The sequence below is a fragment of the Parabacteroides caecihominis genome, from assembly GCF_023656785.1.
In the GTDB taxonomy this organism is placed as follows: Bacteria; Bacteroidota; Bacteroidia; order Bacteroidales; family Tannerellaceae; genus Parabacteroides; species Parabacteroides segnis.
In genome coordinates, this window is sequence record NZ_JAMOKS010000015.1 from 166,070 (window position 1) to 180,456 (window position 14,387).

Consider the following 14,387-nt stretch of genomic DNA (forward strand, 5'->3'; position numbering starts at 1 on the left):
AATTTTATTTGCCGTATAATCTTACTCTCACTGTTCCTTTACAAGGATAAGTAAAGGAAGCTTTGCCATCTTCCCCGACTTCTACAGGAGTCGTTTTACCCTGGATGGCTAATTTGTATTTTAAAGCCGGATTCAATCCTTCAATAATAAACCGGTAATTGTCCGCCGTATTCATTTCCCACGAAATATCATTTCCGGAACATTGTTTCAAGGTTACACCCACCGGTGAAGACGACTCACCAAAGACTTTCAACACTGTTTTTTCTTCATTGTGCGGATAGACAACCAAACCGCCTTCCCGGAAAGAGGCTCCGAAAGCATCACGGCTTTTAACAGAGAAACGGTCTGTCTGCATCTCATAATCATCGACACTCAAACGGATGCGATAGTCTGTATCCCGTAACGTATAATTAAATTCCGTTCCGTTAAGTATCTCAGACAGGTTAGGTTCTAGTCCCATCCTGTTCCATTTCGGACGTATCCCGTAAATGTCGCGATAAAGAGCCGTCACACTTGTACAGATACCCGCCAAAATATCGGAACCCTGTCCCTCCTGTGTCTTACGGCTATACCGCTGGGAAGAGAGTCCGTCTTTTTTATATTGCGCCAGGATGTTACGGATATATTTTAAAGCAATGTGCTTGTCGTAACCGACATAAGCCCTGACTCCCAGATATCCCCAGGTCGGGAAGATATCCCCGTTCTCATAAGTTGGGAAAGGCCAGTTCCCTGCTGATACTTCCTCTCTTTTAAAGGAGTCGAAACAAAGCGGCCAGTGAAACAGATTCTCGGCAACCGTTCTTTTCTCAATCTGTTCTAGTACCTGGGCGATCCGTCTTTTATCATCACATAAACCGAAGGCGATCACGGCGAAGTTGACCGGAGTAACCAGGTTATCCCCATGTACGGAACCGTCTTTATCCCTCCAATAAACGTATTGCTTTTTCTCCGGCGACCAGAAACCGCCATCATGGATCGACTTGTTGAAGTTATCTTTCAGCTTCTGTGCCACTGCCGTATAATAATCAGCCTTTGCCTTATCTCCCAAAACCCGTTCACAGCCGGCCCACAGATTAAGGGCTTCATACATCTGGGCATTTACAAACGCATTCTCGAAGCTAGCCCAGACGATATCCAGCCAATCGCTTGCCCTCTCTTCTTTTATAGAGTTATTCATCATCTCAAAAATGCCGTTGCCATTCGAATCCCTTCTGATCAACCAATCCAGTGCCTTCTCGCAACCTGCTTTATGAGATTTCAGCCATTCGATATCACCACACAAGTCAAATTGTTCCGCCGTGTTAATCACATGGCCGGTCTGCGAATCTATCGTGTATCCCCATCTTGCTTCATAATATCCGGTTTTATAATTGAATGTTCCCGGCATCTGATCTTCATCCGCATTATGCCACCGGGAAAGGACACGTCCGTCGGCTGTTATCGCATAATCCCTCTCACTGTCTAAGGTTGCGGACATATTTTTTACATAATTGCCGTCATTCAAGGCCATTCCTATCTGGGCAAAGAAAGGCTCATGCAAACATTTCCAGTTGGTAGTCCATCCGTTTGCTCCTACAATCGTATTATCCACCACCCCGTATCTGCCGGTCGTATTCATCAACTCACGAACCGCTTCCGCATCTATGCCGGGCAGGTTTCCTCTTGAATAGGCAACTGCATAATCGACATATTCCATTTCCAGCGTCATGTTTACATCGCCTTTCTGAACATTAAAAGGGACAAACACATCTGATCGCTGATGGACAAAGCGGTTCAGATTATACCGGGGTTCCAATTCTTCATCTGTCACAAAATGAGTACAGACAAACTCTTTCTTATCACTCTGCGAATATTTTGCCGCCAGCTGTCTCCCATCCGATTTTGCTTTGATACGCAATGCATTTCCCGTATCCGGATTCCAGAAAGTAACACCTCCGGTATGTACGCCATACGTATCATTCACCTCTCTCAAATATTTACACCAGACCATTCCTCCGTTATCCAGGATTCCTCCCTTCCAGACGGCTAAGTCTGCAAAATTCCATTGAGGGAAAGCCATCTCTTCCAGCTTTGCCAAGTTACTGTATTTCCGGTTGATATTCCATATGATCTTGTCACCATTCAGGTCAAAGCTCCATGATTCATTTACACTTATCGAATGATCTCCATAAATGATATTCTTTATAAGTATCTTATTTCCGGACTCTTCCACCTTAATTCCATCCTGACCGGAACAGGAGGTAAAGGAACCTCCCCTGGTTCTGAAACCTGTATAAACACCCGATTCAGACAATACATTTTTACCTTTTACTTTTAACTGCGTTATTTTACAACCAACCGAATAGTCGAGTTGAAGAACCAGCTTTTGACCGGGATCGGAGATAGTTATTTTTTTCAGTGCCGGGTCATGAGGCACATTATTATTCAGGGCATAAGAATCAAAAGTAAACATACATATCCCCAAAAAGACAAAGGTCACCAGTAATCTCATATTCATGAATTATGCGAATTAAGTTAGTAATTAAAAACATTGGTATTAAATTTCAAGAACAAAGGTCCGTATATATTTTTCTTTGGAACATGAGGATTTGTTCTTTATACATGACAGAATGATACAATTATCGACATATTCTCTCAACAAAAGTTTTACAAAATAAATCCTTCATTCCTTCATCTATATGATAGATTGTTGGTTATCTTTGCGTTACTACTGATAAATAATGAACAAAATGAAGGAAACGCTTTTTAATCCCTGATTTTTTAGCTAATAATTGATAGCTTCCAATACCATAAAAAGGTAAATATCTACCGGAAGATTATCTGTCAGCATATCTTATTCTAATACAGAACCAGTGAGCCCTTAGTCCTGATATGCTTTCTTCTTTCTTGTTTTTCAATTATCTGACACTTGTTTGCCATCTGTCGAACGCTTATCGCACAACTATCAAACAAGCGTTCGACGGATGACAAACAACAACGCATATATAACCTTCAGAATAGTAGGCTATTAGAAGAACTCTAATTATCTATTACCGGACTCCTACTTCTTTTCTACCTGTTAACAAAGCTATTTCCTTCATCTTGTTCATTATTTATCAGTAGTAACATTAAGATAACCAACAATATATCATATAGATGAAGGATTTATTTTGATAAACTTTTATTGAGATGTTTAAGCGAATAAAACATTTATACGATATATATAAAAGAACCCCTGAAGCCTTTTTGTTCGACTCCAGGGGTTCAACTCTCCACATCTCCTTTACCTATTTCACTTATTCTGTTAGCTTTTCTTTGCTAATTCCGATTCGATAGGATCGTTATATTGTTTCTGCAATTTATGCAGTTCGTCCATCAACTGTTTGGTGATTTCTTCCGTACCGGGTTTATTATAAATGTTATTCATTTCCATCGGGTCGTTTTGCAGGTCGTAAAGTTCCCATACGTCGATGTCATTATAGAAATGCATTAATTTATAACGGTCTGTACGTACGCCATAATGACGTTTTACCATGTGTTCGGCCGGGAACTCATAATAATGGTAATACAAGGAAGTACGCCAGTCTTTCGGATGCTCGCCTTTCAGCAACGGCAGGTAAGAATCACCCTGGATATCTGCAGGAACCGGAGCGCCTGCCAGTTCGAGGAAGGTAGCGGCATGGTCGATATTCTGAACCATTTCAGGAATATCACCCTTTATGCCACCCGGATAGCGAACCAACATCGGTGTGCGGAAAGATTCTTCATACATAAAACGTTTGTCAAACCAACCGTGTTCACCCATATAGAATCCCTGATCGGAAGTATAGACGATAATCGTATTATCCAGCAGATCGTTCTTTTCCAGATAATCCAATACACGGCCTACATTACGGTCTACCGAATGGATGACACGGATATAATCATGCATATACTGCTGGTATTTCCATTCTGCCAAAGCCTTGCCGGAAAGTTTCTTTTCCTTGAACTCTTTGATGATCGGATCGTAATGCTTGTCCCAGGCGGCTTTCTGTTCCGGAGTCATCCGGTTGTACATATTACGTCCGGCTTTTTCCAATCCCGGATTGGAGTGGATTTCGTTTTCTTTATCAGCCAGTTTCAGGTCATACACCAGATCCATGTCTTTAATGATATTCATTTCCTGCTGCGAAGCGGCAATACGACCTTCATACTTGTCGTAGAAAGTTTCCGGTATCGGGAAAACAACATCCTTATACAATTCCAGATCGCAAGTATCCGGCATCCAGGTACGGTGCGGTGCCTTATGATGCAGAAGCAGGCAGAACGGTTTGTTCTTATCCCTTTTCTGGTCCATCCAGTCGATAGCCAGATCGGTTGTTATATTGGTGGCGTATCCTTCTATTTGTTTCTTTTCTCCGTTATCGATAAAATAAGGATTGTAATAATCGCCCTGTCCTATCAATATGTTCCAGTAATCGAACCCGGTTGGTTCGGATGTCAGGTGCCATTTACCGACAATAGCGGTCTGGTAACCGGCTTGCTTCAATAGTTTCGGGAACGTCTGTTGTCCGCCGTCGAATGTTTTCGTGTTGTCGGTAAAGCCGTTTGCATGGCTATGCTTACCGGTCAGCAGACAGGCACGGCTGGGACCACTCAACGAGTTGGCAACGAAACTATTAGTAAAACGGACTCCCTCTTTAGCGATACGGTCGATGTTCGGAGTCTCGATGAACCGATGATCGTACGCACTGATTGTCTGAAACGAATGATCATCACACATAATGTAGAGGATATTCATCGGCTTTTTAGCCTCCTCTGCCCCTGCTTTTTTCTCTTTGCAGGAAGGCAGCGATGCTAACACCGCTGCTCCCGTTAATGAGAATAATACTTTAGACCTAATGTTCTTCATATTCTATATACTTGTATAAATTAGATTACCATCCCGGGTTCTGTTCCCATTTACCTCCTGTCAAAGACAACATACGAGGTTGAATAGGCAACAAATAGTCGCGGCCTACATTAAACTGCCATCCCTGCTCATAACCAGCCGGATTACTGGGCACAACGTAACGAAGTGCGTCACCCGGTTTACCTGTCAGGAAGAGATTGTTTCCGGAAGCCTGGTCGTAAACCAACTTACCGCCAAATGCGGGATGGTTTTCCAGGTTACTTCCAGTAAATAAGGCACCTTTCGGCCATTTGCCAACGATCAGTTCTTCGGCAGCAGCCCAACGAAGAATATCTTCCAGACGACGGCCTTCACAGGCTTTCTCGATACGACGTTCACGGCGGACAGCCTGAATATATTTATCCAGATGACGGAACGGATAATCAGCCTCCTGATTATACTCCCGATCAAAATCTACGGCAGGCATGCCAACACGGTCACGTAACGGTTGCAAAGCTACAATTATTTTCTGAGAATTGGCCGCTCCGTCCAACTCGGCTAACGCTTCGGCATAATTTAACAGGATATCGGCGTAGCGGAACTGGATTGCCGGGGTTGCTCCTTTGAATTCGGCATCCAGACTACCTGTGTAGTCTATTTGCACATATTTCAACAGTGAATACCCAGTCATATTCTGGTTATAGGCAGACGAACCGATCAGCGGCGGAACCACATAATAAGGAGGCGTATCATCCGGACGCAATTGCTGTCCCGGCGTACAGATTGTCTGTGCCAGACGCGGGTCACGGACACCAGACAACAGTTCGTTTCCAAACACTTTCTTTGCTTCCGTACGTGCAGAACCGACAAAAGGTTTACCGTCTATTGTCAGGTAATCATCTATCAGTGAAGCTGTGACACCGACACCGCCGCCGCCCTGGTTCAGGTAACGGTTCACATTGTTACCAACCTGGTCGCCGTCATACATCTTAAACCAAAGGACTTCCGGGTTACCGGACAGGTCTGTTGTCTGGAACATCTTACGATAATCATCCTGCATATTTCCCGTTGTATAGATTCTCCATACACCACGATCCATGACTTCTTTCGCCGCATTGGCTGCGACAGTGAAATAATTCTTTATTTTTTCGTCCGTGACAGCAGGGTCAAAGAACTTATCGCCTTTTGCCTTATGATATTTCTCCCAGGTTCCTTCAAAGAGAGCCACATCGCTCTTCAGGGCACGGGCCACATCTTTATGGACACGCATGGAAGCACTGTTGTTCTGTTCTCCCAGATAAGAAATAGCCTTATCCAGATCAGCCAGAATGCTATCCGCTACAACGGTACGACTGTCGCGGGGTAACCGCATCTCTTCCTCATTCGGGTCAAGCGGGGTACTCACCCAAGTCAATGGTCCATAGTCCACAAACATTTTGTAATAATACCACGCACGGAAATAATAGGCCTCACCGACATACTGGTTATAATCGGGAGAACCTTGTTCCACGCAATTGCCCAGATTACACAGTAAAAAGTTTAAATTACGGATAGCCGTATAATTAGTCAGCTTGGAAGCACCGCTCAATGTGGTTTCACCAGCCAGACGGGAACTTACCGAACTGGCCGACATATTATCACTATGCGTGTCATAACCGGCAATGCCACTTCCGCCACCGGCACCAAAATCATGTACACGCAAACCGTCACCAAAACTTACTTTTATTTTATCATCTCCATATTTCGGATTTCCTGTCTGGTAAAACTGGTCCAGATAATTTCTCATTTCACCTGTACTGCTGAAAGGCTGCGCAGTCGAAAGTACGCCTTCCGGCATTTTATCCATATCAAAGCAGGATGTAAGGCTGAAAGCCAGGATCATGCCTAAAAATATATTTCTTTTTTTCATAAGATCTTCAAATTATAAGTTAACAACCAAACCCACGGATACTACACGATTCATCGGATAGTTCTTACCACCCTCACTGGTGTAGTCATTCTTTGTGTAGATCGCTTCCGGATCAAACATTCCCTTCAACTTCGTAAAGGTCAGCAGGTTTTCACCAGAGAAGAATACCTGAACTTTCTGCATACCGACCTTATTCGTCCAGATTGCAGGAAGATCGTAGCTGACTGTCAGGTTCTTCAGGCGGCAATAAGCGCCACTCTGAATATACCGGTCGCTGGTAGTCATTGTTTTGTTGCTGAACGGAGTAACGCCGCCTGCCGTATGGATATAAGGCTTCGGATAATAAGCACCCGGATTCGATTCACTCCAGAAATCCAGATGTTCCTTAAACACAGTTACCTGTGCATAGGGACCGCTTCCCCAGAAGTAAGCGCCTGTTCCCGGATCCCAATCACGTTTGCCAACTCCTTGGAACATCATGCTCAGGCTGATGCCTTTCCAACTGATAGAACCGTTAACTGTGTACTGATAGCGCGGGGTCGTATTACCGATCACTGTCATATCTCCCATATCATTCAACGTATTGGTCCCGTTATTGATCTTATTATCATTATTCAGGTCGCGATATTTCACATCACCCGGAGTCCAGGGCTTACCACTGATAAATGACAGGTCATACTTTTCATTATAAGCATCTGCTTCTTCCTGTGTCTGGATCAGACCATCGGCACGATATCCCCAGATCTCACCGACCTTTTTACCGGTATACCAGTTTTCTTTCGGATTCGTTCCGGTCGGGTTCGCATATTCCGTTACTTCTGAAGTTGCATCCGACAATGAACCACCGATCGTATACTGAATATCACTACCTATCTGTCCGCGATAATTCAGGGCAAGCTCCCAACCGCGGTTTCTCATCCGTGCATTATTGGTCTTAGGGGCATCTGCTCCGAAGATATCCGGGAAGTCGACGCCGGGACCTAACATATCCTTTGTATCACGCTGGAAAACATCGAGTGTACCGGTCAAAGAGTTTCCTAAGAATCCAAAGTCGAGACCGATATTCTTACTTTCCACCTTTTCCCAGGTAGTAGTCGGATTCACAACACCCGGAGCCCGTGTAAAGATATGGCGTCCGTCAGAGAAAATATAATTGCCCAACTTATTATTCAATTCCATTGTTGCGGCAAAAGTATATAAGGCGGCACCGGCCTGGTTACCCAGCAAACCATAGGAAGCACGCAGTTTCAGGTTTGACAGTACATCAGTCACAGAGCTCATGAATTGTTCGCGGGTAATGTTCCATCCCAAAGAGACGGAAGGGAAGAATCCCCAACGGTTGCCGGAAGCAAAACGGGAAGAACCGTCGTAACGTCCGTTCAGCTCAACCAGATAACGTCCGTCATAATCATAATTGATACGTCCGAAGAAACCGCGGGTAGCCCAACCGTTACGGGTATCGATGACAGTCTTGTCGCCGGTTCCCATACCGACATTCGGATTGCTGGTCGAATACAGGCCGGTAATGGAGTTCTTCATCAGACTGAACTCATAATCTTCTTCCTGAAAACCAGCCATTACTGTAAAGTTGTGCTTTTCAGCCAAGCTGAAAAGGTAATTTGTGTACAAATTGATCGACTGATAACGTGTACGGTCATAGCTGCGGGTAAATTTACCGTCGGGAGACATACCTAATTCCGAGCGAACACCTTTTGAAGTACTGACACCGTCGGCACCATAAATAAGCGGGCTGACATTCAGCGCTTCATATTCTTTATTACCTAATTTATAGGTATAGTCGAAGAATATAAACCAGTTCTTAACAGGTTGAATATCCAACCCGGCAGTGATATTCATATTATCACGCTGTGTATTTGTATAGGTTCCGCTCTGCAGATAAGGGATCATTGTCAGTTCCGTGAAATGGCCGTTCGGGTCGACCGGAGAAACCGTAGGACGGAAACGAGCCAGTGAATGATAGAAACCTTCGCTGATACCACCGTCACCAAACGGAGTATTCTGGTCGGAATGCATAAATTTGGTATTCACTTTCAACTTCATCCAGCTAGTCAGCTGCGAAGTAACATTGGCTGCAAAATTGTACCGTTTATAATCCATATCGGCATAACGGAGGATTCCGTCTTCCGAATAGTAACCACCTGAAATATAATATTGTGCAGCCTTACCACCACCGCTCAGGCTGATATTATGATTCTGTTTAAACGCCCAGTTCTTATAATGCAAATCAAAATAATTCACATTACCGACACCAGACTCCGAGTTTTCGAAAGCCGGGTTCATATTGGAATTGGCAGGCAGTTCGAACCACGGATCGACACTACTCGGATCATTAATATACTGCTGTAACAAAGCTAGTTTCTCATCGCTGTACAAACGCGGAGAACCGGCATTGGTTACACCGGCATTCCAGTACTGTGCAAAATCATACGAATTGACCATATCCGGCAGAACAGTCGGCGTACTCCAACCGACCGTACCCTGGTAGTTGATACGCATTTTACCTTCTTCCCCCTTCTTTGTCGTGACAAGAATCACACCGTAAGCGGCACGTGCACCGTAGATGGCACAAGCAGCCGCATCCTTTAATACGGATATATTTTCAATATCACTGGGGTTTACATCGGTGAGGCTCATTTCCACACCATCGACCAAGACGTAAGGGGCCGCATTATTATCCAGGTTACCTTGTCCACGTAATGTCAAAGTACCGGCTCCACCCGGACGGCCACCATCGGAATTGCTTACCAGCAAACCCGGAACCATCCCTTGCAAACTCTGTACGGCATCGGCAACAGGACGACGTTCCAGCACATCTCCCTTAACGGAAGATACGGAACCGGTCAGATTCACTTTCTTCTGTACGCCATAACCGACAACGACTACTTCATTAATATCAACCGCATCACTAAGCATTTTAATTGTCAAATCCTTCATACCTTCCTTTACCAGGATTTCCTGAGGGATCAGACCAATATAAGATATTAATAATGTTTGTCCGGGTGATACCGAGATAGAAAAACGACCATCGGCATCGGCAATCGTACCGTTCTGTGAATCTTTCACCTGAACAGCTGCTCCGGCCAAAGGTTCGGAGGTTGCCTCTTCGAGGATAACCCCCGTTACTGTCTGCTGAGCAAAACCTGCCAAGCAAAACAACATCAGTAAGAATGTTAGAAAAGATTTTTTCATAAAACAATAAATTTAGTAAACAACATAATTTAATTCTCAAGACAGGTAAGTTTTTTCAAATTTACCTATATCCAATAACATCGAATTAACCCTATTTCATAAGCACGCTCTGTTTAGTTAATATTTGCAAAGGCAAAGTTGCACTTTCCGGCACATACCGATGTCAATAATCGTACTTTTCATGTCAAAAACCATCCCAAAGTTCTGTTTACACTGAATGTTTTCTATTTTAGATCAGTTTTATTACATTTGCACTTATTAGAAATAAAGTACGATGAGAAGCATCCCTATTATAAAATTATTACAATTCCTGTTTTTGTTTTTCTTCTGTATAGGATATACAAAAGGAGCACCTCCCAGCTATTTCTTCCAGCAGCTGAATCTGGACAAAGGTTTATCGCAAACAACAGTGAATTGTATCCTGGCAGACAATAAAGGATTGATCTGGATCGGGACGGCCTCCGGATTGAGTTGTTTCGACCGTTACGATATGAAAAGTTATTTCCATGAGAAAGACAACCCCTATTCCCTACCGGGAAATACGATCTATTTCATCGCGGAAGATTCATTGAACAATATCTGGGTTTCTACCAACAACGGATTAACCTTATACGATAAAAGCAGCGACTCATTCCGCCCTGTCAAATTCGAAGATAAGATAATCACAACAAATTCATTCCATACATTCTCCGGCTCCATCCTTTTCACTGCGGATGAAGGACTATATATCTATGACGGCAAGAGTCGGGCCTTTCGCAAAAGGCCGGTCGTTCAAAAAGATTCATCCGGTTTCGTACCTTATTATATACGTCCCTGGGACAAGGACGAAGTCTTGCTCATCTCACGCAGGAACGGTATCCTCAAATACAACCCGGTTACCGATCAGATTACCCCTACCGATTATCCGATCCTGGCGGGAGACTTGAATGCGGTTTATCTGGACAGCAAGAAAAGGCTTTATCTTTCTTCCTATAATAAAGGCTTCGTTTGTTACGCCCCGGATGGGAAAGAGCTTTACCATATCCATACGGGAAATTCCAGATTGAATAATAATCTGGTTCTTGACTTTCTGGAAATAAACAATAAACTCTGGATAACGACTGATGGCGGAGGAATCAATATTATGGATATGGATAACCCTTCCGACATCACGGCTATTGTCCATACACCAGGAGACAAGAATACGCTCCCCGTAAATTCCGTCAAATGCATCTATAAAGACAAACAGGATAATATCTGGGTAGGGACAGTCAGAGGCGGTATGATCGGTATCAAAGAAGTTTTCATGAAAACATATACGGATGTTCCGCGCAGCAATACCAACGGATTGAGCGATATATCAGTCATCAGTATCCACGAAGACAAACGGGGACGCTTGTGGCTGGGGACAGACGGAGGCGGTATCAACCAATACGATCCTTATACCGATACCTTCAAACATTATCCATCCACTTACGGAGATAAAGTCGTATCCATTACTGATTATTCAGACTCTGAATTGCTCGTTTCCTTATATACCAAAGGTATGTATCTCTTTAATAAAGAAACAGGAAACTACCACCGCCCCTTCTATCTGATCGACGAAGCCACGACTGTCGACCAGTTTCACGGAGGAAATGCCTCACTGGCTTATAGGGTTACCGAAGAATGGGCTTATTTTCTGGGTAAAAATGCAGTCAGCCATAGTTTCCGGACCGGGAAGTTCTCTTTCCTGAAGATAGACGGGAAGAAGCTGGCCGTAGGTCCGATGAAAATGGTTTGTGCCGACGATAAATCGGCCTTTATCATCCAAAGCAACAATCTGTATGAAGTATATCACGGCAGCGACACACTACATATCCTCCTCAGCATCGGAGGACATGAAGCGATCAAAGCGGTAGCACGCGACAAGAACGGTATTTTCTGGATCGGAACGGAGTATGGTTTCGGTTATTTCGATTCTAACACAAAGGAATTTACCAAGATTGAAACCAAACTGTTCAACAGTGTCTCTACCTTGCTACTGGACGAACAGGAACGTCTTTGGATCGGTGCCCGCAATATGTTATTCTCATACGATCTCAAAAAGAAACGTTTCGCCTCCTGGGGAGAATCGGACGGTTATACGACGAATGAGTTCATCTATAAATACCAGGTTTCGTCTATCTCCGATTACATCTATCTGGGTGGCGCCTCCGGATTGCTGCGTATCAATAAAAACATATCGACCAAAGAAGAGCCACTGCCCGAAGTCAGGCTGATGGACGTGTTACTGAACGGGAACTCCTGTATCGACCAGCTGGAAAACGGTCATAACCGGATAACGATTCCCCATACACACAGTTCCATCGAAATAAAGGTGATCTCGATGGAAAAAGATGTGTTCCGCAGCAAACTATACCGTTATATGATTAACGGGACCGATCAACAATACACCGAAACATACAACCATATCCTTTCACTGCGCATGCTGGCTCCGGGCGACTACTCCATCCTGGTGTCCTGTAATTCGAAAAGCGGAGAATGGAGCGAACCGGTCGAAGTACTTCATATCACGGTAACACCTCCCTGGTATCAACGCCCCTACGTCTTTGTCATTTTCATCATCCTGTTAATCCTCTTTCTTTTCTGGTCCGAACGCATAGCGAGACGGCGCAGAAACCGGAAAATGAAATGGCAGATGAAAGAGCACACCAATAAGATGAATGAGGAAAAGGTACGCTTTCTCATCAACATCAGCCATGAACTGCGTACCCCGCTAACACTGATTTACGCACCTCTGAAAAGGATACTCGACAAAAACAGCTGGAATGAACCGGAAAATCTGAAAGGACAATTATCCGGCATATACAAACAGGTGCTGGATATGCGGAACACCATCAATATGGTATTGGATATGAGCAGCCTGAAGGAGGCGAAGAATACGTTGCACAAAACGCCCCATCAACTGAACGAATGGATCATTTCCGTCGCCAAAGATTTTGAAAGCGAACTGGAAGCCCGCCATATCCGGATAGACTACCAACTGGATGAACATATCGGACAAGTTTCGTTCGACGGTCCCAAATGTACGACCGTCTTATCGAACCTATTAATGAATGCGCTGAAGTTCAGCCCTTCGGACACGACGATCACCGTATCCAGCGAATTACTGGATGGTAAAGTCCGGGTAAGCGTAGCCGACCAGGGAATCGGTCTGGGCAATCTCGATGCCAATAAACTCTTTACCCGCTACTATCAGGGTAACCACAACCAGTCGGGAAGCGGGATAGGACTCTCTTTCTCCAAAGTACTGATAGAAAGGCACAAAGGAACGATCGGCGCCATGAACAATGAAGACTGCGGAGCCACTTTCTTCTTTGAATTGCCACTCGATGCCGAGAATGAAAACATAGAAAAAGAAAACCGGCAAGACATATTGTTCCCGGTTGAAACACCATCCGAAGCGGAGACATTCTCTACAAACCATTATTCTATCATCATCGTAGAAGACAAGAAGGAATTAAGTTCGTTCCTGAAAGAATCCTTACAGGAATCATTCAAAAATGTCTATGTGGCAGGCGACGGAGAAGAGGCCATTGAAATAATTAACCAGAAGCATCCGGACATCATCGTCAGCGACATTATGATGCCGAAGATGAACGGTTATGAATTGTGTAAAAAGATAAAGGAAGATATGGCAACCAGCCATATTCCTGTTATACTCTTAACTGCCAGGGGTGATCTGGACAGCACGACAATGGGATACAAACTGGGAGCGGACGCTTATCTGGCAAAACCTTTCGATATGGAATTATTACTGGCAGTCATCAGCAACCAGCTAAAAAACAGGGAAGCGATCAGGCAGAAATATAAAGAAAGCCATTTACTTCCTCCGGAAGCAACCCCTTCACAGACAAACAATCTGGACGAGGAGTTCATGCTGAAACTGAACAAGCTGATTTACGACAACCTTTCATCGCGTGAACTCGATGTCAAGTTCCTTACCACGCAGATGGGAATGAGCCGTACGCCGCTTTATGCCAAGCTGAAGGCCTTAACCAATATGGGGGTTAACGATTATATCAATATGATCCGCATAGATAAAGCCTGCCAGCTACTGGTTGGCTCTTCCATGAATATCACAGAGATATCCGAAACTGTAGGATTCGAGTATCCCCGCCATTTCAGCACACTGTTCAAACAGCTCAAAGGCATGCCGCCGTCGCAATACAGGAATAGTAAGGCTACAACAAAAGAATGCAATAGCGAAAGAGAAGATTAGATTCGATATTTGACAAATATGAACTATCCGATTATTGACCGGTTGTACCTAACTCCCCTCTTGAGAGACTGTGTAAAAACTAGTCTTTGAAAAAGTTCTTTGAAATTTTGTTAAGTAGTAGAAAGAAATTAACTTCGGCTATTCAAAAGCATGAGTTATGAACTATCGCGAGTTAT

General features: G+C 44.1%; 5 protein-coding genes. 1 reads left to right on the forward strand and 4 read right to left on the reverse strand.

Translation table 11 applies throughout. The annotated features are described in order from the left end of the window. Positions 1-4: 4 nt before the first annotated feature. From NBH14_RS14465 to NBH14_RS14480, 4 genes are all read right to left on the reverse strand, one after another. Positions 5-2,497: an alpha-L-rhamnosidase-related protein gene (locus NBH14_RS14465; protein ID WP_186959008.1), complete on the reverse strand. Its 2,493-nt coding sequence runs from the start codon at positions 2,495-2,497 to the stop codon at positions 5-7. Positions 2,498-3,283: 786 nt separating this feature from the next. Beyond that, positions 3,284-4,870 carry a sulfatase family protein gene (locus NBH14_RS14470; RefSeq protein ID WP_186959009.1) on the reverse strand — a complete coding sequence of 529 codons (1,587 nt, stop codon included), beginning with the start codon at positions 4,868-4,870 and terminating at the stop codon, positions 3,284-3,286. A gap of 25 nt (positions 4,871-4,895) precedes the next feature. After that, entirely contained in the window at positions 4,896-6,758 is a 1,863-nt protein-coding gene (locus NBH14_RS14475; protein WP_186959010.1) for a RagB/SusD family nutrient uptake outer membrane protein, read from the reverse strand. Between the two features lie 12 nt (positions 6,759-6,770). Beyond that, complete coding sequence (locus tag NBH14_RS14480; RefSeq protein WP_250817593.1) at positions 6,771-9,968, reverse strand: SusC/RagA family TonB-linked outer membrane protein; 3,198 nt, start codon at positions 9,966-9,968, stop codon at positions 6,771-6,773. A gap of 274 nt (positions 9,969-10,242) precedes the next feature. Here NBH14_RS14480 and NBH14_RS14485 point away from each other — a divergent pair, with 274 nt between their 5' ends. Then, the gene (locus tag NBH14_RS14485; RefSeq protein ID WP_186959012.1) at positions 10,243-14,211 is read left to right on the forward strand and encodes a hybrid sensor histidine kinase/response regulator transcription factor; all 3,969 of its coding nucleotides are present in this window, start codon (positions 10,243-10,245) and stop codon (positions 14,209-14,211) included. Positions 14,212-14,387: the final 176 nt, after the last annotated feature.

Excerpts from the sequence above, each read along its gene's own strand:
- NBH14_RS14470 (WP_186959009.1), bottom strand. The coding sequence starts at position 4,870 with ATGAAGAACATTAGGTCTAAAGTATTATTCTCATTAACGGGAGCAGCG.
- NBH14_RS14480 (WP_250817593.1), bottom strand. The coding sequence starts at position 9,968 with ATGAAAAAATCTTTTCTAACATTCTTACTGATGTTGTTTTGCTTGGCA.
- NBH14_RS14475 (WP_186959010.1), bottom strand. The coding sequence starts at position 6,758 with ATGAAAAAAAGAAATATATTTTTAGGCATGATCCTGGCTTTCAGCCTT.
- NBH14_RS14465 (WP_186959008.1), bottom strand. The coding sequence starts at position 2,497 with ATGAATATGAGATTACTGGTGACCTTTGTCTTTTTGGGGATATGTATG.
- NBH14_RS14485 (WP_186959012.1), top strand. The coding sequence starts at position 10,243 with ATGAGAAGCATCCCTATTATAAAATTATTACAATTCCTGTTTTTGTTT.